General features: G+C 58.4%; 11 protein-coding genes and 7 pseudogenes. 9 read left to right on the forward strand and 9 right to left on the reverse strand.

The genetic code is table 11. The annotated features are described in order from the left end of the window. The first annotated feature begins 8 nt into the window (after positions 1–8). The 3 genes from G5S42_RS41665 to G5S42_RS41675 all read left to right on the forward strand — a co-directional run bounded on the left by G5S42_RS41665 (position 9) and on the right by G5S42_RS41675 (position 1,954). The gene (locus G5S42_RS41665; RefSeq protein ID WP_312883738.1) at positions 9–353 is read left to right on the forward strand and encodes an HpcH/HpaI aldolase/citrate lyase family protein; all 345 of its coding nucleotides are present in this window, start codon (positions 9–11) and stop codon (positions 351–353) included. Positions 354–368: 15 nt separating this feature from the next. After that, positions 369–1,069 (forward strand): IS6 family transposase gene (locus tag G5S42_RS41670; protein WP_176112389.1). Its coding sequence is split into 2 segments (ribosomal slippage): positions 369–444 and positions 444–1,069, totalling 702 coding nucleotides; the frame shifts between segments, so codons are not numbered across the junction. 72 nt (positions 1,070–1,141) lie between these two features. Further along, positions 1,142–1,954: an IS5 family transposase gene (locus G5S42_RS41675; RefSeq protein WP_176112390.1), complete on the forward strand. Its 813-nt coding sequence runs from the start codon at positions 1,142–1,144 to the stop codon at positions 1,952–1,954. A 37-nt stretch (positions 1,955–1,991) separates the two neighbouring features. Here G5S42_RS41675 and G5S42_RS41680 read toward each other — a convergent pair. Further along, a pseudogene (locus G5S42_RS41680) lies at positions 1,992–2,156 on the reverse strand (IS6 family transposase); the annotation flags it as partial. Positions 2,157–2,843: 687 nt separating this feature from the next. Between G5S42_RS41680 and gspD the strand changes: the two are divergent. The 3 genes and pseudogenes from gspD to G5S42_RS41695 all read left to right on the forward strand — a co-directional run. After that, on the forward strand, positions 2,844–5,072 hold the full coding sequence (gene gspD, locus G5S42_RS41685) for a type II secretion system secretin GspD (RefSeq protein WP_176112391.1): 2,229 nt from the start codon (positions 2,844–2,846) through the stop codon (positions 5,070–5,072). Between the two features lie 15 nt (positions 5,073–5,087). Further along, positions 5,088–5,495, forward strand: coding sequence for a hypothetical protein (locus G5S42_RS41690; RefSeq protein ID WP_176112392.1), 408 nt, complete (start codon positions 5,088–5,090; stop codon positions 5,493–5,495). Positions 5,496–5,503: 8 nt separating this feature from the next. Next, positions 5,504–5,653 (forward strand): annotated as a pseudogene (locus G5S42_RS41695) (IS256 family transposase); the annotation flags it as partial. 201 nt (positions 5,654–5,854) lie between these two features. On the opposite strand, the pseudogene G5S42_RS41700 reads toward G5S42_RS41695, so the two are convergent. Continuing rightward, positions 5,855–7,177 (reverse strand): annotated as a pseudogene (locus G5S42_RS41700) (IS5 family transposase). 122 nt (positions 7,178–7,299) lie between these two features. On the opposite strand from G5S42_RS41700, the pseudogene G5S42_RS44920 reads away from it, so the two are divergent. After that, a pseudogene (locus G5S42_RS44920) lies at positions 7,300–7,416 on the forward strand (type II secretion system minor pseudopilin GspK); the annotation flags it as partial. Positions 7,417–7,444: 28 nt separating this feature from the next. Further along, positions 7,445–7,609: pseudogene (locus G5S42_RS41705) on the forward strand (type II secretion system protein GspL); the annotation flags it as partial. Positions 7,610–7,751: 142 nt separating this feature from the next. On the opposite strand, the gene G5S42_RS41710 reads toward G5S42_RS41705, so the two are convergent. The 4 genes and pseudogenes from G5S42_RS41710 to G5S42_RS41725 form a co-directional block, all read right to left on the reverse strand. Continuing rightward, a complete protein-coding gene (locus G5S42_RS41710; protein ID WP_176112393.1) occupies positions 7,752–8,183 on the reverse strand; it encodes a GIY-YIG nuclease family protein in 432 nt (143 codons plus the stop codon). Positions 8,184–8,669: 486 nt separating this feature from the next. Next, a pseudogene (locus G5S42_RS45975) lies at positions 8,670–8,777 on the reverse strand (IS110 family transposase); the annotation flags it as partial. 143 nt (positions 8,778–8,920) lie between these two features. Next, complete coding sequence (locus G5S42_RS41720; protein WP_246392603.1) at positions 8,921–10,729, reverse strand: ABC transporter ATP-binding protein; 1,809 nt, start codon at positions 10,727–10,729, stop codon at positions 8,921–8,923. A 55-nt stretch (positions 10,730–10,784) separates the two neighbouring features. Beyond that, on the reverse strand, positions 10,785–11,534 hold the full coding sequence (locus G5S42_RS41725) for a hypothetical protein (RefSeq protein WP_217710347.1): 750 nt from the start codon (positions 11,532–11,534) through the stop codon (positions 10,785–10,787). Between the two features lie 159 nt (positions 11,535–11,693). Between G5S42_RS41725 and G5S42_RS41730 the strand changes: the two genes are divergently transcribed. Next, positions 11,694–12,272 carry a transposase gene (locus G5S42_RS41730; RefSeq protein ID WP_176112523.1) on the forward strand — a complete coding sequence of 193 codons (579 nt, stop codon included), beginning with the start codon at positions 11,694–11,696 and terminating at the stop codon, positions 12,270–12,272. Positions 12,273–12,725: 453 nt separating this feature from the next. On the opposite strand, the gene G5S42_RS41735 is transcribed toward G5S42_RS41730, so the two are convergent. The 3 genes and pseudogenes from G5S42_RS41735 to G5S42_RS44930 all read right to left on the reverse strand — a co-directional run. Further along, a complete protein-coding gene (locus G5S42_RS41735) occupies positions 12,726–14,177 on the reverse strand; it encodes a hypothetical protein (RefSeq protein ID WP_217710348.1) in 1,452 nt (483 codons plus the stop codon). Positions 14,178–14,280: 103 nt separating this feature from the next. After that, positions 14,281–15,144: a thioesterase domain-containing protein gene (locus G5S42_RS45980; protein ID WP_376777311.1), complete on the reverse strand. Its 864-nt coding sequence runs from the start codon at positions 15,142–15,144 to the stop codon at positions 14,281–14,283. After that, positions 15,145–20,089 (reverse strand): annotated as a pseudogene (locus tag G5S42_RS44930) (amino acid adenylation domain-containing protein); the annotation flags it as partial. Positions 20,090–20,132 lie beyond the last annotated feature (43 nt).

Here is a 20,132-nt window from a genome sequence, read left to right on the forward strand (position 1 = left end):
GGGGCGACATTTCCGCGTTCGCCCTCGGGGCGACTCTGTACATGCCGGCTACCCGCGGTGACATGCTGGACGTGGTTTTCGGCACCAAGATCTCGGAATTGCGCTCACTTGTGGTGTGCCTGGAAGACGCGGTGGCGGCGATCGACGTCGAAAGCGCGCTCGCGAACCTGCGGGCGCTCCTCATGGATGTTGAGGCTTGGGGCGGCCGCCCTGAACATGGTCTCCTGCTGTTCCTCCGGCCGCGCGATGCTGCGATGGCAGCAGTGCTGAGTGACTGGCCGCTGATGAAGCACGTCGACAGGTTCGTCGGGATCTGTCGCAATAAGGCAGTCTGGTATGCTGACGGGCCTTAATGGGTGACTTGATCGATGACCGAGAAGCTGAGTCCGGGTGTGGGAAAAGTACTCAAACGCTTGCATTACCCGCTGGACGTGATGTTGCTGTCGTTCGGTGGTACGTGGCCTATCCGCTGAGCCTGCGTCATCTCGAACAGATGATGGCCGAGCGCGGGATTGCGGTCGATCATTCGACCGTTCATCGTTGGGCACTCAAACTGTTGCCGGTCCTGGGGAAGGCGTTTCGACGGCGCAAACGGACGGTCGGCAAGAGCTGGAGGATGGACGAGACCTACATTCGAATCAGGGGTGAGTGGCGGTATCTCTATCGGGCTGTCGACAAGGCAGGCAACACCGTTGATTTTCTGTTGCGAGCCCGACGGGACAAGGCTGCAGCCCGGGCCTATTTCGAAAAGGCAATCGACCAGAATGGCGAACCCGAGACCGTGACGATCGACAGGAGCGGATCGAATCTGGCTGCCTTGCAAGCGATCAACGCCCCGCGGGATGTGCCGATCAAGGTCCGCCAGAAAATGTATCTGAATAACACCATCGAACAGGATCATCGGGCGATCAAGCGCCGGACCCGACCGATGCTTGGATTCAAGAAATTTCGTTGTGCCCGCATCCTGTTGGGCGGCATCGAAGTTATGCACATGATCGTCAAGGGGCAGATGGACGATGGTGGTGTCGATCAGAATCCCGCACAGCAATTCTATTCACTGGCTGGATAAGTAGTCCGTATCGTATCGGGTCTTTACTAGAGCGTGTTAGGAACTTCGATTGAGACCTGGTATCCTGGCGGGATGAAAACAACCGACCGCAAAGGGTATCCGACTGATGTGTCGGATGAGGAATGGAGTTTCGCGGCGCCGTATCTGACGCTGATGGACGTTGACGCGCCCCAGCGCAAATACGAACTGCGCGACATGTTTGATGCATTGCGCTGGATGGCTCGTGCCGGCGCGCCGTGGAGGATGCTGCCCAATGATTTCCCGCCGTGGGAGCTGGTGTATCAGCAGACTCAACGCTGGTTGCAGGCTGGCTGCTTTGAGAGCATGGTGAGTGACCTGCGCTCGGTGATACGCGTGGCACAGGGCCGTCGGGGACAGCCCAGCGCGGTCATCCTCGATGGCCGCACGAGACAGTCGACCTGCGAGAGCGGCCCGCGTGCGGGTTATGACGGTTATAAGCGCAAGCGCGGTAGTAAGGTACATATTGCAGTAGACACGTTGGGACAGTTGCTGGTGGTACACGTGACCCCAGCCAATGAACAGGAGCGCGCACAGGTAGCGGAGCTTGCGCGGCAGGTCCAGCAGGTAACGGGACGAACGGTCAAGGTGGCATTTGCCGATCAGGGATACACGGGCAAAGAGCCAGCGCAGGCTGCGTTCGACGAGGGCATTGACCTTCAGGTGATCAAACTCGAAGAAACGAAAAAGGGTTTCGTTCTGCTCCCCCGCCGGTGGGTGGTCGAGCGCAGCTTTGGCTGGCTCAACCGTTTCCGGCGTCTCGCACGTGACTATGAACGGCTCCCCGAAACTCTCGCTGGGCTTCATTTCGTCGTCTTCGCAATGCTCATGCTTGTCCACGCCGTGTCAGTACTTCAAAGTTCCTAACACGCTCTAAACTCTCATTCTTACCGCGACAGAACCTATAGCGGCGCACCCAACGCAGAATCGTCGTGTGAGCCAGCGACAACCCTCGCTCAGCCATCATCTCGACGAGATCGCGCAGACTGAGTTTGTAGCGCAGATACCAGCGCACACAAAGAATGATCACCTCACGGTCAAAATGACGGCCAGCGAATAGCCCGTCCAGACTCTTCAGCGCTTGTTCATCGCGGCTTCTCAAATCGGTCAGGGCGACACTCTAACCGATCCTTGAGCGCTATTTGCACCACAACCAACCGACAAGTGTTCACTGCAAATGAACCATCCCCGAATCCTCTTTCCGTCGACCAATTTGATCCGCAGGTTCACTCTCTCGATGGCGTGAAAGCTCTCTTCACGGGTCACACGGCCAACGGATTGGAGCGCATCCTGATCGATCTGTTTTGAGAGCAGGCGCCTTATCGCCTTTTCATGAAATCTCCTATGTGCATAATCGCACTCGGCTTTCTATCAAAGAAACTTCCAAAACGTATCAAAACAATTTGATTCCACAAAGTTACGTTTTTTGCATAAGATCGCGTCAAATTTAAGGCGCGCACGCTCTTTCGCTGGTCTGTCGTGGCCACAGGTCAGATCCATCTTCGATGTTTGACCTAGGACAAAGCGCGTCCGTGATTGGCGTACAGTTGCTCACGGCGATGCCAACCTTTATGCGATCCGGAGCGGGATGGCACTGTAAGGGCGACGACGTTTGCGTTCTATTAACAAATGACATTCCCTCACTCAGGCAGTAATCGAGGTGCTCGTGTCATCTCCCCTAGGCATAATCCATCACCCTTGCCGAACGGCGGCAGCCAGTCTGGGCAACTCAATCGGTGGGAACACATCACATTCCATGAGAAGAGATCGTAAGGTTTTGGGAGTTGTCGCGATGGCACTTCTAGCGGTTGGGTTGATCACCACGCACATCGTGTATGCGCAGGTAACGCTAAATTTCGTCAATGCAGACATCGATCAGGTGGCGAAGGCTATCGGAGCTGCGACCGGCAAAACTATCGTTGTTGACCCCCGTGTGAACGGACAACTGAATCTTGTGTCGGAAAATCCGGTGCCCGAGGACTTGGCTCTCAAGACGCTACAGTCATCGTTGCGTATGCAAGGGTTCTCTCTGGTTCAAGACCATGGTCTTCTGAAGGTGGTGCCCGAAGCCGATGCAAAGCTGCAGGGTGTCCCGACATATGTGGGCAACGTTGCACCTGCACGCGGCGATCAAGTTGTCACGCAGATATTTCATCTAAGAAACGCGTCGGCCAACAACGTTTTGCCTGTTGTGCGCTCGTTGATTTCACCAAACAACACGGTATCCGCCTATCCGTCGAATAACACAATCGTTGTCACCGATTACGCGGATAATGTACAGCGAATTGGACAAATCATCGCAGGCATTGACACACCGGGTCAGCACTCAGCAGTCGTCTTAATGAAAAACGCGAATGCGCTTGATGCGGCACCGCAACTCGCAAAGATGCTTGATCCTGGAGCAATTGGGAACACCGATGCCACGATGAAGGTTTTGGTTACCGCGGACGCACGCACCAATTCGATATTGGTGCGTGCGTCGAACGACGCAAGGCTATTAGAAGCGAAAAAACTGGCACAGCAGCTGGATGCGCCGACTGCGCAACTTGGTAATATGCACGTTGTGCCGCTGCGTAACGCTAATGCGGTGAAGCTTGCAGAGACTCTGCGGGGAATGCTCGGCAAAGGCGGTGATACCGGTTCGAGCTCAAGCGAGGGCACAAATACAGGCAATCAGAATGCCGGTTCATCCTCGTCCTTCGGCAGCAATTCAACTGGCACATCAGGGATGCCGCCGTTACCCTCTGGCTCATCTTCATCGCCTCCCTTTGGTAGTTCACAGTCTGGTTCAAGTGGGACGAACAGTGCGGTTGGTCTACTTGGAAACAATAAAGATAAAAGCGATGATAATCAGCAAGGCGGGATGATCCAAGCGGATGCTGCGTCTAATTCATTAATTATCACGGCATCCGAGCCGGTATACCGTAATCTGCGTGCAGTTATCGACGAACTGGACTCCCGGCGCGCGCAGGTCTATATCGAAGCGCTTATTGTCGAACTGAATTCGGATACCAGCGCAAATCTTGGAATCCAGTGGCAGATCGGAAACAACACTGTCGTAGGCGGTACGAATCTATCGACCGGAAGCGGAAACAGCATCGTAAATTTGAGCGGTGCACTTGCGAATGGCGCAACTGGTCTCGCGACTGCAGGGCTATCGCAAGGGCTCAATATAGGTCTAGTACGCAATTTCCTCGGTGTGCAAGGTCTTGGCGCTCTGCTGCAAGCTTTTGCAAATTCCTCCGATGCAAACGTTCTTTCGACACCAAACATCATCTCGCTTGACAATGAGGAAGCAAAAATTGTCGTCGGTACAAACGTGCCGGTTATAAGGGAATCCTATGCCAGTCTCACAAGTACCAGCGGCAGCAACCCGTCGACCCTTAACACTGTTGATCGGGTCGATGTCGGCTTGACGCTGGATATTAAACCGCAGATCACCGAGGGTGGCATCCTAAAATTACAGCTCGCTACGGAGACTTCCTCGATCGTAGGCTCCACGACCGACGTATCGACCAATCCAAACGGCCCACAATTCACTAAGCGCTCGATTCAATCTACTGTACTTGCAGACGATGGTGAGATTATTGTGTTAGGCGGCTTGATGCAGGACAATTATGTTGTTAGCAACAGCAAGGTACCGCTGCTTGGCGATATCCCGTGGCTCGGCCCGTTGTTCCGCTCCGAAAATAAAACCCGATCCAAAACCAATCTACTTGTATTCCTGCGCCCTGTCATTATCAGAGACCGGGCTACTGCTCTTGCGGTGACACAAAATCGCTACGATCACATTCAAGGTGTGCAGGGTGCATATAGATCGGATAACAATCTCATCAAGGATAAGGACGATCCGGTAGTTCCGCCGAGGCCGACAGGTCCAACTGAAGGGGGGGCAACGCTGAACCTTTTCGATCTTGACAGGATGCGCCGTCAGCAGGCAGCGCCTCAACAAACTCCAGCCCCGACCGGCGTGGAACAACCGTAAAACGAGAGGTCAAAATTGAGTGATATAGATCCTGACGCTGATTCATCGTGCTTTGTTGTAACATTTGAGTTGGATTCAAAGGGAGACAGCCGCGCAACATTGGCGTTTCCTGAGTCCGTTGTACGGATGAATGCGAATAATTTAAGTAAATTAATCGAGACATTAGGGCGCGTACGTCTGAATATGGTGCCGCAGATCGATACTGCGCCCCCCGACCTTAATCAGAAACTGGAGTCCGTTGCCTTTCCGCCGTGGCAGATTAGCCTAGAAACGATGACTGACGGTATCTTGCTCCATTTGCGGCACCCTGGGTTTGGCTGGCAGGGGTTCGTCATTAACGGAGACGACCTAATCGCCATGCGGGACACTATTTCAGACGCGATCGCCGAAATACAGGATCAGCCTGCCCGCCCCGCCAATTAGTGCAGATAGTGGCGTTCAAGCTGATTGAAGCGGCCGAGCAGACCTGGAGAAAGATCCGCGGCGTCGACAAGTTCGAACCGCTTCTGAAGGGCATTCCCTTCAAGGACGGCACTCCGGTGATTGAAAGCACACCGGCTCCTCAAGCGCTGGCCGCCTGATCATGCCGCCCGACCCGTGTACACCATGCATGGACGCCCCCGGCTTGCCAAGGCTCTCATTTGCAACGAAGGTCAGGTAATGATTGCGGCCATGCTTCCGGACTTCACTGTCCGGCGCGAGGCCGGCGGTCCCCGATGGAATACGCTGACCGGACTCTCATCAGTCGGGTCTGAATAATTCGTTTTCGGCGACGACGCCGTTCATGGTGTCGAAGCGGAAGCCGCGGAGCGGTTGAGCAATGCGACAAGTACAAGGACGTAAAAACGCCGCAGCTTTCTGAGGATCATGCGCAGGTTGTGGCCGGCACCACATAGCACTGCGTTGATCGCATCCCCGAGCGCGCCCTTGAGCCAGTTCCGGTCGAGTTTGCCGTCGGCCTTCATATGACCGATCGCTGGTTCAATCGCGCTGCGCCGCCGGATCATGGCGCGCAACGTGCGCGTGATGCCGCGTCGCAGGCCGGGATGGTAGACCTTCACCCCGTCTGGCTCAGCGCCCCGGTAACCACGGTCGACGATCGCGATTTCAGGTTTGACATCGCTGAGAATCGCTGCCTGCTCCAGCGCTTCTTCCAGCGTATGTCCATCGTACGGATTGCCCGGCATCGAGCGGGCACCCACCACCAGCCCTTCCCGGTGTGTCGTCGTGATCGACACCTTGACGCCAAACTCGTATGGCGTGCGCGCCTTACCCTTGGCCAGGCACTCGACTTCCGGCGCGTGCAGCGCATACAGCTTATTTTTGTCCTTCGTCTTCTGCGTCAGGATTCGCTTCGTGCGGGCAATCAGTTCCTGCAGCTCAGCTCGCCTGTTATCAACCACCGTGTCGAGTTGCCGTTCGACATCGCGCATGACGCGGCCGACACGCGAGCGCAGGGTGCGCACTGCCTTGCTCATCCGCCGGTACTGCTTCGCGTGCGCGTAGCGGCTGATCTGGGTGGCCAGGCGTGGTGCTTCGCGGTTGTAGTTCTGACGCAGTTTCAGGCCGTGCCGCGCAGCTGCCTTCACGAGGTGTTCACGACAGCGCTCCAGCAGTCGCGAGTCAGTCGGATGTGCGATCGCCTTGGGCATCACGGTCGTATCAACGATTACGCGTTTCGCGCTCGACGCCTTGATCACTCCGGCACGCTTCGCCGCGTCGATCGTCTCGGCGAGCAACTCCTCGACACCGGCTTCTCCCAACCGTTTGCGCCATCGCGTGAGGCTGGACGGATCGATCGGCGGTTCGGTCTGCAAGTACGTCTCGCCCGTAAAAACCTGCCAGTACGGGTTCTAAACCCATTGCCACACAACATCCTCGTCCGAGAGGTCGAAGGCGTGCTGCAGATACAGCAGACCAGCGATCAGTCGAGGCGAACTCGCAGGTCTGCCTTTACCCGAAACGAAACTCGCGCTCATCGATGCACTGAGCCGCTCCCAATTGATCAGCTCGGCCAGCCGTACCAGTGGATGCTTGAGATTGATCTGTTCGCGCAGTGGATGCCGGAACAAATCCTTCTCCGTTACAGGCGCCTTCGGACCCATCTAAACCTCGTCAGAATTTGCAGGCTATACCCAGCAATATGCCAGGTCTCTGCAATTCCAACAACACGATTTCCACCGGAAACCCCCAACGCTTAAGGCTCTACGGTTTGTTCAGGCTGGACTTTTTAGTCCACGGCAGTGTGCAGCATGAGCGCGCCGAAGTGGATCGCACGACCCTCGTCTATCGCGATCCGCTGACTCACACTACGCGTATCGTGCGGGTACAAGACCAACTCTGAATAACGCAATCCACAGAGAGAGTGGCCTTTGAGCACGCCGATCGTCCTGTTGCCGCCGCGTGATCCGGCGGTGCCCTCGCGGGAGTGGCAACTGCGCGAGCTACCGTTCGTGCTGCTCGACAACGCCGGGCGCACGCAGCGCGCCGGCCGCACGGCGCTCGCGCTGCTGCCGCGCGCGAACACGACGGTGCTGACCCGGTGGTCGTCCGCAAACTGACCGCGATGAAGGTCGGACGCCACCAAAGTCAACGACTCTACAACCAACTTTAGCAAATCCGCCACGTTTGGGCTGAAAATTGTCGTCACCGTCGAGCACAATCGGCACGGCGGAAGAATCAGGTCGCGAACGGCCGGCGAACGACGCTTGGTTCGACGCATGAATTGAACAGAATCAACTCGAACGCCGCCCCACCATCAGCATTGCCGCTGTGCCCCCGATCGCCCGTCCGCTCGGGTCCAGACGCGCGCAACCCGGACGCATAGGTGTGTGCGAAGAGAATCGTGAAGCCCAGCAACGCTCCCGACACGGAATAGACCGAGAAGTCCACCGTATCCGTGATGTCAATTGCGAATACCGCTAGCAATAGAGGCATGACGGATATGACGGTGGTCGCGCTAACCTTCCATTCGAGCAGCGCCGCGATCGGCGACGGAAACAGCGTGACGATACCGTACAGCACCAGAACACACGTCCAGCTTTGGCCGTGATGGAGGCCGCGCGCCACACAGATACGCTGATAGAAGCTGAAGGTATCTCCCTTTGTCATGGCCTCACCGCGATCGCTGCCCGGACGCGAAAAAAAGGTATGCGCCACCAGCGTCCCGACCCAGAGGCAATGCGATCGGGACCAGCATGGCCGCATAGTGCGCCATCATCAAACTCAGCCATGCCGCGCACGCTCTCGATCCTGGGGTGTACGTCCTTTTCGGGCGGCGTCAAACTCGCCTCATAGCGCTTTGTCACCTTGGCGCCGTGACCTGTCTTTGATTTCAGTTTGAATGACGGTTGGAAGAAGTTGATATACAGCCGCGACACTTGATAAAGCGAGGCAAGAGTTTTCTGTGGCTTCGAGACCTTGTAGCCTGCCGTCCCCCACCAGATGACGTACAGACGGCGCCATTCTTTTGCGCGACCCGCGCCTGATCGTTTTTCTTGCAGCCACGCCAGCGCACCATCTCGATACCCGTTGCCTTGAAGAAATCAAAGACGGCCGGGTTCATGAACGCGCAATCGTTATCGCAGTCCAGACCAAGGCCATCCAGATCGCGCGAGCGTCAGCGGGATTCTTGTTGCCGATATTGCATGGCTGGACGAGCTTCGCCGGCATTAGCTTGACCTGATCTCTCATCTCAATCAATCGGCCCTAAAGGAAGATCATTGAGAACCTCACAGGCAAACCGGAGGGGAACCAAACGAACTATACGACAGTCGGGTGGCGCCGCGAAACGCTTCCGACTTGTCGCCGTTTGATCCGCTCGTCAGCAACGGCAGCACACAACGTCGTCAAATCTCGCGAGCTAACCCGAATCCCTGCTGATCAAACAACCGACGGTAAGTACTATCATCGAGCTGAACGAGCCGGTCGTGGCTTCCTTCCTCGACGAGGCGGCCGTGATCAAACACCAGCAGCCGATCGAGCGCACGAACCGTGGACAGGCGGTGCGCAGCCACGAGTGTCGTACGCCCAACCATCAACCGCTCCATCGCCTGCTGAATCAGCACTTCACTTTCGCCGTCAAGGTTCGAGGTCGCTTCATCGAGAATAAGGATTGGCGCGTCTGCCAAGAAAGCACGAGCGATAGCCACTCGCTGACGTTCACCGCCCGAAAGCTTCACGCCGCGATCGCCCACCAGCGTGGCATATCCGTTCGGTAACGCGGCAATGAACTCGTGCGCGTTCGCTAGCGCGGAAGCTTGCTCGATCTCGGCCTGCGTCGCGTCCGGCTTACCATATGCGATGTTCTCCGCGAGCGAACGGTGAAACAACAACGGCTCTTGTTGCACGATAGCGATTTGCCGTCGCAGCGAAGTCTGCTCAACTTGGGAAATGTCTTGCCCGTCAATCCTTATGCGACCATCGCTGAGATCGTAGAGCCGCTGGATTAGTTTTATGAACGTAGTCTTTCCCGCCCCTGAACGGCCCACCAGCCCAACGCGCTCACCGGGCGCAATGGTTACTGAGAAATCCTTGTACAAAGGCTCCCGGACTTTGTCGTATTGGAAAGTCACTCGCTCGAAGCAAATCTCCCCTCGTCGAATCTCGATAGGACGCGCACCTGGCCGGTCCTCGATGCCAGATCTCTCTCGCTCAAGAAAAACTAGTTGCTGCATATCATTCACAGAGCGTTGCAGGTTGCGTACGTGCATCCCAACTTCGCGTAGATAACCTTGCAAGACATAGAACATTGTTAGCGCAAACGCGATGTCACCGACACTTGCTTCATCGCGCACGCGGAACCATAGTGCGGCACTGAGCATCGCGGTTTGCATCAACACGAGCATGCCGCTCTGGACTCCACCATTGGTCGTACTGCGCGCCCACATGCGAGCCGCATGCTTACGCCACTTGCTGACTATGCGGGCAAACCTAGCTTCTTCTCGGCTCTCCGCGCCAAACGCTTTCACGAGCGAGTTACAGGCTATCGCGTCGGCAAGCCTACCTCCCATGCGGGTGTCCCACAGATTGCTGATGTGCGCGGCGGGCGCTACATAGCCGAGCGATAGCGACACTGCGACCGCAATGTACAGCAGCGAGCCTGCGCCAACCAAGACACCCATCAGCGGCCAGCGGACACCAAGCAGTATCGTCGCGCCACCCAGCATCAGCAGCGAAGGCAGCAACGCGAGAAGCAGCGTGTCGTTCATCAGTTCTAGCGCCCACATACCGCGCGTGATCCTATGTACTGTCGAACCGGCGAAACTATTCGTATGCCAATCGGTGGAGAGACGTTGCACCCGGCAAAATGCGTTCGACGCGACATCGCTTATCATGTTCAACGTCAGCACCATGATGTTGTGAAGCGTGAAATGTCTCGCCAAGGTCGTGCCAACTCCCAATGCAATCAGCAAACCAAAAGTACTTGCTGCATGGTGCCACGCAGCGGACTTCAAGCCCATATCACCGCCACTAGCTGTCAGCGCATCCACCAGTCGCCCAGAAAAGAATGGCGTCACCACCTCGGCAAGGGTGGCCAGTAATGCGAGCGTCGCGATCGCGGAAATTCTCACAGGCTGTTTGCGCCAGTATCGTACAGTAAAGACTAGTACGTACTTAAACGCCCGCATGTCAAACCAAGGTTTCTTTTTCGCCATCATTTATATATCGACGTATCTCACTTCGTGAAATGAAAGAATTAAGCTTCATCAATCATAGGTCGTATTGAAACCAAACATTTGGCTCGACATAAACGATGCAATTTTGCTCCATTGAAACGAGCACCGGCACCAATGCCCCATCGACCTCAGCAGTTCCGGAATGTTCGAATATTTGCCCTGTCCATCGTGACCATTCCGAAATCGTTCCAACGATGGTCATGGAATAAGGGGCAATTTTCATGAGCCTTCCTCCAGCACCGAGGTGGGTTCGCAACCAAGAATCCATCGGCAAACCGTCGGGGCGTTGTAGTCGGGTATACTCGAGCATCGGCATCCCGGGCACATGGTGTTTCTGGCTTGGCCGAACGGGGACCGAAAGTTTTGAGAATCCCGCCATTTTGCCACATTGCTTCAACGCATTCAGCAGTGCCAGCGCATTACCGAAACCTCTCGCCTTTGGCAGTAGGGTAATTTCGAGTGCGCTTATCGTCGTTGGTTCACGGCCTAGCAGACTGTCTTCGTGAGCCCAGCGGATAAGCTCATCCCACCCGCCGTCCGGCAATTCCATGCGGCCCTCGATGTTTGAGGCAAATGGAACGCCGAAAGCGCGCCCAACGACCTCCTCGTCGACAAGCCCAGCATACGCGAAGTCTAAGTATCTTGAGAAGACTCCCGCGCCAAAATAGAGCTTTGCGGTTCGATCATGGCGCATAAAGTCCGGCCACATGTTATCTAACTCGCTCGAAAAAACAAGAGGAATAAGTTCCGGCCTCTCTCGCAAAGAAAATATTTTCAAATTCATCTCCGAACTCCGACGGGAATCATTAAATTGCATCGCTCATATTCTTTCTTACAGCCCCCCGAATGGATAGGGTCATCAATGATCTAGAGAACGTTAGGCACTTTGTTCCGGGCTTTGTATCCTGACGGGACAAAAGAACACAGGCCATAGCCAACCGATATATCGGATGAAGATTGGTACTTCGCCACTGCGTATCTGACGTTGATGAACAAAGACACGCCGCGTCGCTGCAATGAATTGCGCGAGATGTTCAATGCACTGCGCTGGATCGTGCGCGCGGCTATGCCGTGGCGTTTGTTGCCCAATGACTTTCCGCCGTGCGGCAGTAATGTCGATATGGCGGTCGACATCTTCGAGCAGTTGCTTGCCGCGCATGTGATGCCGGCCAACGAACAGGAGCATGCTCTGTTCGGAGAATTGGCGCGCCAGATTCAGCACGCCAAAGGCCAGACGGTCAAGGTAGCGTTCGCCTATCAGGGATATACCTGCGAAGAGCCTGCACAGGCCGCACTCGACGAAGAGATCGAGCTTCAGATAATCAAGCGGACTGAGGCGAAAAATGGCTTCGTGCCGTTGCCGCGCCGCTGGGCGGTCGATCGCGGCTTCGGCTGGCTCAACCGCTTCCACCGACTGGCAGGAGACCAAGGGCAACTCCCCGAAACCCTGGCCGGTCTTTCTGTCGTACCCCCCGTGTTTATGCCTATCCACTTTGTATTCCTTAACAAAATTTCCTTCTAACACCACAAGCGCTTCCCCGTTGAGCACAAGCTCAATCCAATTCCCTGTTGATATATGCAATGCACGCGCGGCGTGAGATAGTGGAGAACTGCGGCTCGACAACCGGTCATGTTGGATCAAATGCCCCCATTGATGAAAGACGCGTCCAGAGGCCTCATTCTCTGACCGAGAATGGATATCCACGCCGTACTATTGAGTTGCGCTCCCCACGGGTCGACCCGCTTCACATCACTGCTAGCACTGCAAAGTGATCGTTTCTATTTGCTCATGATGTCAGTGCCATTTTCTCGCTGCAGGTTGGCTGACAGCCTTGAATCGGAGTCAGTGTGCCACTGGTTCGAGTTTGAAAATCATTACCATATTCGAGCAACGCCAATGCAAATCTCGCGCTCTCTCGACTATTGCGATCGCCGCCCACCAGTAGGCCCGGCGCTCGACCAAGATTGTTTTAAGTCAGGATACAAGCACCCTGTTCTTAGCGAGAAGAGATACCTTTTCCAACACAGAAATGGCACGTTCTACTAGATATTCAGCGCTGTTATCTTTCTCGCAAACGGCCTCCACAATTAAGCGCGCGCTAAGACTCATCCGCAGCGCAGAAACAGGAACCCCATCGATCTCGCCACATAAAACGGGTTGACCCAATTCGCAACGCGCGGACAATATTTTCCGTTTTACTCCGCGCGCCCTCCCACCAAGGTCTGCTTTCATTCGATTGAAGATTTTGGTGGTCTCCTCCGCGCGCAGCGGCCTTCTTCGGTTATTAAACTCGAACAAGATGAAAGGAAAAATCGTTGGAATCTGATCCCACGTCGACTGATTTTCCGTTGGACGGCGCTGCAAGGCGGGTTGTTCCAGGAGACTAAGCTGTTGCGAGTTACTCATCCATGATGTAATAGCGTTATAGAAGTTCTCCACGACCTTTCTGATACCTTCCGCGGGGATGCTGTGAAAATCCCGCAGTTCAGCGAGGGCAGCCTCCCACCGCAAAAGCAATCCAAAGTTGCTTGCATTGTGAAGCGACATGATGCCATTCCAATGTGGCGGCCACTCTGCGCGCGCGCTATTGACGCGAAGTGCCGGATCGACCGGCCGCTTCATCAATCTGCATGCTGCGTCTGCCGGAACCAGCAACATTGCGGAAAATGGAGGGCCGCTAAAAAACTTTGATCCAGTAATGATGACAATACTATCCGCACGGAGGTAACTAACTAACGTGCTCGATGCCAGCCTGAATTGAGAGGCATCGATGACAGTCTCGATGATGTTTGGCCAGCGCCGCTTGAGTTCGAGGACACGATCCGGACTGGGGCCCAACACGCCGGTCTTGGAGACGTCGGTTAATACGATCAAAATGCGCTCATACTGCTTTACAGCACTCAATACCGTTGCTTCAAGTTCGTCATCAACCTCAGCAATGGATCGGAGACTGCCGTCCTCTGAGCGAATTGCTATCGACTCGACGTGATTGACATCGCCGAAATCTCCCACATTCTCATGGTTCATCGCGGGGGGATAGCGATGATATAAGGCGCCCGCCAAAGCACGCGCGACACCGCTCCCCGTCTCTTCCGGTTGAACCATGATCGCCAACGTTGTGCGAGAGCTGGTCCCGGCCACCAGTCTTGCGATAAGCATGTGAGCATCTGTGCCGGAAGCGGATACAATAGCCTCCAACCCAGATAGTTCTCCTAAGCCACACAGGTCGATAAATTCACTACGCAGCCTCGATATCTCCTCCAAATAAACGTCCGCCGGATTTCTCTCCCGTAAGCTACTCAAGAGATGGGAGCGTAGTTGTTGCGCAGCAGAGTGGCCAGATAGGGAGATAGTAGATGCCGTGGCGGAGCCAAATGCTAACAGTCCTGTATCTGGTATCGGTCGCCCCCCATATTTGTTGATCATTGCGGCGGTGTCGAGTTCGATCCGCGGGTCCCCTCCTTGCGTTAGGGCTTCGAAAGTCGACGGGAGGTAACTGTCGAGATTGTGCGAGCGCGTTGTCATAGCGTCAGGGCCCTATTGTTCGCGGGTGTGGTGTGCTGCTTAAGCATAAGGAAAGCGCACGTGCAAGAATCCGACGGTTTTCCGGCACGGCCATCATTGTCACGTGATCGCCGGGAATCGGTATGGCGTGAATGGCCTCGGGATTTAGAACTCGGTCCCAGCCATGCATGGGTGCAATCTTCTTGGCCTCCGTTGCATCCGGAGTGCACCCAGCCCGGAAATTCTCGGGAAGCTCCGATGCATAGAACTGGTGGATTTCGACTTGCAGGGATGGAACCTGATAGTTCAGTAACGCGTGCTGAAAATGGATATACGTTTCGACGGTTTCGTAGAAATCCGCTTCTGCAACTATCGCCCCAATTTCCTGTGCCTTTTGGAGTAGTTGCGGAACAGAACTGTTCCTAGCGCAGCGCTGTAGCAGTTCGAATCGTTCATCGTCCAAAGACTCCAGAGGTTCAAATACCATTTCGAGTATTATTTCGGCATCAGATCTTTTCGGAGAATTTGCTGGCAGCGGGGCATCGATAAGCCCCAGAAAAGATACCGTTTCATCGAAGCGCAGCAACTGCTGAGTAATCGCGTAAGCGAGGATCGCACCGGACGAATATCCGGCAATCCGGTAGGGAGCTCGTTGCTGAATCTTCTTCATCGTCAAGAGTGTATGCGTTGCGATCTCCTCAAGAGTCAGTGAACGATCTTTGAAGGAGGGCCATGGTAGAGCGTAGATGGGACTATCCACTTCCATTTCTTTTGCTAAAGTGGAGACATACGAAAAATCTCCATAGCCTGTCGGAACAAAGAAAACGGGAGGCTGAGTTCCCGCCAAACGGACCGGCAACACTCCAGACACATGAGGATCCATGTCCATCTCGACCCTGGAGGCAAGATCCTTCAGGACGGGGGCTTCGAATAGATCGATAGCGCTTAATTTCATTCCCCCATCCAGTGCTCGGCTGAGCAGCCGCACGGCCAGCAGCGAATGGCCGCCCAGCTCGAAGAAGTGGTCATGCCGACCGACCCGCTCCAGACCCAGCAGCTCCGCCCACAGCTGCGCCAGCACCGTCTCGAGCTCCCCGCGCGGCGCCTCGTAGCCCCGCCGCGCATACGCATCGTCCTGCGGCGCAGGCAGCGCCCGCCGGTCCAGCTTGCCGTTGACCGTCAGCGGCAGCGCCCCCAGCGGCACGAACGCCGCCGGCACCATGTAGTCCGGCAGCTGCCCCGCCAGATGCGCGCGCAGCGTCGCCGCAAGCTGCGCTTCCTGCGCCTCCTGTGCGGCCACCACATAAGCCACCAGTTGCGGCTCGCCGGCCCGCTCCTCGCGCGCCACCACCACCGCCTCGCGCACCCATGCATGTGCGCACAGGTGCGCGGCCACCTCGCCCGGCTCGATGCGAAAGCCCCGGATCTTGACCTGCTCGTCGATGCGCCCCAGAAACTCCAGATTGCCATCCGGCAGGTACCGCGCCAGGTCCCCCGTGCGATACATCCGCGCGCCCGGCTGCGCACTGAACGGATCGGCCATGAACCGCTGCGCGCTCAGTTCCGGACGCTTCAGGTAGCCACGCGCAACCCCCGCCCCGCCAATGTAGAGCTCACCCACCGCCCCGAACGGCACCGGCTCGCCATGACCGTCCAGCACATACACCCGCGTGTTCGCAATCGGACGGCCGATCGGTACACCTTGATGTGGCACGCCGAATGGCGTGTCAATAGGAAAAAAGGATGACCAGATGGTTGTTTCGGTTGGCCCGTAGAAATTCTTTACAGAGTTCACCGCTTCATTTAGGCGAAGTGACAGAGTTGCAGGTAACGCTTCTCCGCCACATACCGCATTCAGCGCTGGTGTTCCTTGCCAGCCTCCATCTAAGAGCAGGCGCCACATTGCCGGAGTCGCCTGCATGAAAGAAATGTTGTGATGTGCTATGTAATGGCGTAAGGCGATGGCGTCGATTGCATCCTTACTGCTTGCAAGGGCGACTGCGGCCCCAGTGCTCAAAGGCAGGAACAGTTCGAGCCCCGCAATATCGAACGAGATGGTGGTCAAAGCCAAAAAAGTATCGCGGTCAGAAATTGAAGATATCTCTGAAAACCCAAATAGAAAGTTCACCAGCCCCCGGTGCTCGACCATCACGCCCTTGGGCGTGCCGGTGGAGCCCGACGTGTAGATCACATAGGCCAGATGGTGCGGGCCCAGGCCCAGCGCGCGCGCACCCGGATCCGATGACGGCTGCCCGGCCCACGCCGGCGACTGCGCCTCCAGCTCCACCAGCCCCACGCCAGCGAGCGCCTCCTCGCCCAGCGCCGCACGCCCCGCCCCATCGGCCAGCACCAGCCGCGGCGCCGCCTCCCCCACAATCTGCCGCAGCCGCGCCCCCGGATACGCCGCATCCAGCGGCACATACGCGCCCCCGCCTTCAGGATCGCCAGCAGCCCCACCACCATCGCCGCGCTGCGCTCCACGCAGATCCCCACCGGCTGATCCGGCCTGACTCCGAGTGCGATCAGATGGTGCGCCAGCCGGTTGGCCCGCGCATTGAGCTCGCCATAGCTCAGTCTCTCGTTCTCATGCACCAGCGCCACCGCCTCCGGTGCCCGCCGCACCTGCGCCTCGAACAGCTCATGGATGCACCGCTCCGACGGATACGCCGCCTCCGTGCGGTTCAGCTCCTCCAGCAGATACCCGCGCTCCTGCCCCGGCAGGATCTCCAGCTCCCGCACCGGCGTGTGCGGCGAGCGCTCCAGCAGCTCCGCCAGATGCTCCAGCGCATGTTGCATGTAACCGCACACCCGCTCCGCAGAAACCGGCCCGCTCACCTGCGCCGTCAGGCCCAGTGCTTCTTCCCAGTCCTCCACCGACAGGGTCAGGGGATAGTTGGTGCGCTCCTGCACACCCAGCCACTCCATGCCGTCCAGGACATCGTCCCCCACGACGCCCGGGAGCGCCGCCAGCGTATTGTGGCGATAGTTCAGCAGCGCGCCAAACAGCGGCGCAGGCGCCGCAACGCCGCTGCAGCGCTGCGCCAGCGCCAGCGGGGCATGCTCGTGGGTTAGCAGCTCCGCCAGCCGCGCGTGTGTGCGACGCACACTCTCCTCGACCCCGGTTCCATCCACGTCGAGCCGCACCGGCAGCGTGTTCATGAACAGGCCCATCGCCCGGTCCGCGCCCGTGCCACCATGCATGCGCCCGAACAGCACCGTGCCGAACACCACCTGCTCGCGGCCGCTGCTGCGCGCCACCACCTGCGCCCACGCCAGATGGCACAGGCTGGCCACGCTCACCCCCAGCCGCCGCGCCTGCTGCCGCAGCCGGTCGTTAAGCGCCTGCGGCAACTGCCGCAGCGCCTCGTCCACCCCGCTGCCCTCGCCGCGCACCTCGCCCAGCCCGAACGGCAGCGTCGGCCCGTCAATCTCCGAGAGCATCTCCCGGAAGAACTGCTCATGCGCCTGCTCTCCCACACCCAGCCGCGCCTGCGCTATCAGGTTACGGAATGGCTGCGGCTCGGCCAGCTCGTGCCCGCGTCCTCCCAGCACGCTCCGGACCTCCGCATGCATTACCTCTGAGGTGGTGTGATCGCCGATCAGATGATGCTGCAGCTCCAGCAGCAGCCAGCGCCCGCTGTCCGGCTCCCGGGCCGTCACACACCGTATCAGTGGCGCCCGCCCCAGATCGATGCGCTGCCCGCGCGGATCGAACCGGCGCCGCAGCTGCTCGGGAGCCGGCCCCTCCGCCTCGTCCAGTTCAACCTCCACCACCTCCAGCCGCGCCTGGCGCCACACCACCTGCGCCGGAGCGGACAGCCCCTCCCACACAAACGACGTGCGCAGGATATCGTGCCGGTCCACCACCCGCTGCACTGCCGCCAGATAGCGCTCCAGCTGGCCACGACCGGCAAATGCCATCTGCGAGACCAGCAGGTATGGATCGCCCTGGCTGGCCAGCAGGTGATGGAACAGGATGCCCTCCTGCAGCGGCGAGAGAGCATAGATGTCCTGGATGTTGGCCAGTCCCCCGGGCACCGTGGCCACCACCCGGTCGATCTCCGCCTGGCTCAGCCCGATGAGCGGCAGCATCCCGGGGGTGATCGCCGTACTGTGCGCGGTAATCAGGTTGGCGGGGACCGCGACCTCCTGATGGCTGCCCAGGCTGGCCGCCAGATCGGCCAGCACCGGCCGCGCGAACAGCGCGCGCACCTCTACTCCCAGCGAGCGCTGCCGCAGCCGCTCCATCAGTTGCACGGCCAGCAGCGAATGGCCGCCCAGCTCGAAGAAGTGGTCATGCCGACCGACCCGCTCCAGACCCAGCAGCTCCGCCCACAGCTGCGCCAGCACCGTCTCGAGCTCCCCGCGCGGCGCCTCGTAGCCCCGCCGCGCATACGCATCGTCCTGCGGCGCAGGCAGCGCCCGCCGGTCCAGCTTGCCGTTGACCGTCAGCGGCAGCGCCCCCAGCGGCACGAACGCCGCCGGCACCATGTAGTCCGGCAGCTGCCCCGCCAGATGCGCGCGCAGCGTCGCCGCAAGCTGCGCTTCCTGCGCCTCCTGTGCGGCCACCACATAGGCCACCAGCTGCGGCTCGCCGGCCCGCTCCTCGCGCGCCACCACCACCGCCTCGCGCACCCATGCATGTGCGCACAGGTGCGCGGCCACCTCGCCCGGCTCGATGCGAAAGCCCCGGATCTTGACCTGCTCGTCGATGCGCCCCAGAAACTCCAGATTGCCATCCGGCAGGTACCGCGCCAGATCCCCCGTGCGATACAGCCGATCGCCCTCCACAAAGGGACTGGCGATGAACCGCTCGGCTGTCAGCTCGGGGCGGTTCAGATAGCCCCGCGCGACCCCCGCCCCGCCAATGTAGAGCTCACCCACCGCCCCGAACGGCACCGGCTCGCCATGACCGTCCAGCACATACACCCGCGTGTTCGCAATCGGACGGCCGATCGGAACGCGGTGCCGGCCATCGAAACCAGCAGGTACCGGATAGCAGAGGGTGAAGGTGGTGTTCTCGGTTGGCCCGTAGCCATTTGATATCCGCAGCGTCGGATGCCGGCTCTTGCATGCCTTAATGGAAGCGGCTGAAACCTCTTCGCCTCCGACCAGCAGCTGCTGCAGCGAACCGGTATTTCGCCCCTCCCCTACATACAGATCAAATAACCGTGCGGTCATCCAGGCAATGGTGACGCCCTGGTCGCGGATGATCCGGCCCAACGTTGATGTCGAGATATAACGTCCGGGATAGAGCATCACCCTGGCGCCATTCGCCAAGGCGCCCCAAACCTCGAACGTCGTCGCGTCGAACGTCGGCGAGGAGGCGTTGAGAAAGACGTCCTGCGGGGAGATTGCGACGAAATCGCTCCCTGCCACCAGCCGGACCACCCCCCGATGTTCAACCATCACGCCCTTGGGCGTGCCGGTGGAGCCCGACGTGTAGATCACATTGGCCAGATGGTGCGGGCCCAGGCCCAGCGCGCGCGCATCCGGATCCGATGACGGCTGCCCGGCCCACGCCGGTGACCCCGCCTCCAGCTCCACCAGCCCCACGCCAGCGAGCGCCTCCTCGCCCAGCGCCGCACGCCCCGCCCCATCGGCCAGCACCAGCCGCGGCGCCGCCTCCCCACAATCTGCCGCAGCCGCGCCCCCGGATACGCCGCATCCAGCGGCACATATGCGCCCCCCGCCTTCAGGATCGCCAGCAGCCCCACCACCATCGCCGCGCTGCGCTCCACGCAGATCCCCACCGGCTGATCCGGCCTGACTCCGAGTGCGATCAGATGGTGCGCCAGCCGGTTGGCCCGCGCATTGAGCTCGCCATAGCTCAGTCTCTCGTTCTCATGCACCAGCGCCACCGCCTCCGGTGCCCGC

This window comes from Paraburkholderia youngii, from assembly GCF_013366925.1.
GTDB classification, from domain to species: domain Bacteria; phylum Pseudomonadota; class Gammaproteobacteria; order Burkholderiales; family Burkholderiaceae; genus Paraburkholderia; species Paraburkholderia youngii.

What these genes read in the sequence shown, in the direction of transcription:
- G5S42_RS41675 (WP_176112390.1), top strand. Translation starts at nt 1,142, where the DNA reads ATGAAAACAACCGACCGCAAAGGGTATCCGACTGATGTGTCGGATGAG.
- gspD (WP_176112391.1), top strand. Translation starts at nt 2,844, where the DNA reads ATGAGAAGAGATCGTAAGGTTTTGGGAGTTGTCGCGATGGCACTTCTA.
- G5S42_RS41710 (WP_176112393.1), bottom strand. Translation starts at nt 8,183, where the DNA reads ATGACAAAGGGAGATACCTTCAGCTTCTATCAGCGTATCTGTGTGGCG.
- G5S42_RS41720 (WP_246392603.1), bottom strand. Translation starts at nt 10,729, where the DNA reads ATGGCGAAAAAGAAACCTTGGTTTGACATGCGGGCGTTTAAGTACGTA.
- G5S42_RS41725 (WP_217710347.1), bottom strand. Translation starts at nt 11,534, where the DNA reads ATGAATTTGAAAATATTTTCTTTGCGAGAGAGGCCGGAACTTATTCCT.
- G5S42_RS41735 (WP_217710348.1), bottom strand. Translation starts at nt 14,177, where the DNA reads ATGATCAACAAATATGGGGGGCGACCGATACCAGATACAGGACTGTTA.
- G5S42_RS45980 (WP_376777311.1), bottom strand. Translation starts at nt 15,144, where the DNA reads ATGGACATGGATCCTCATGTGTCTGGAGTGTTGCCGGTCCGTTTGGCG.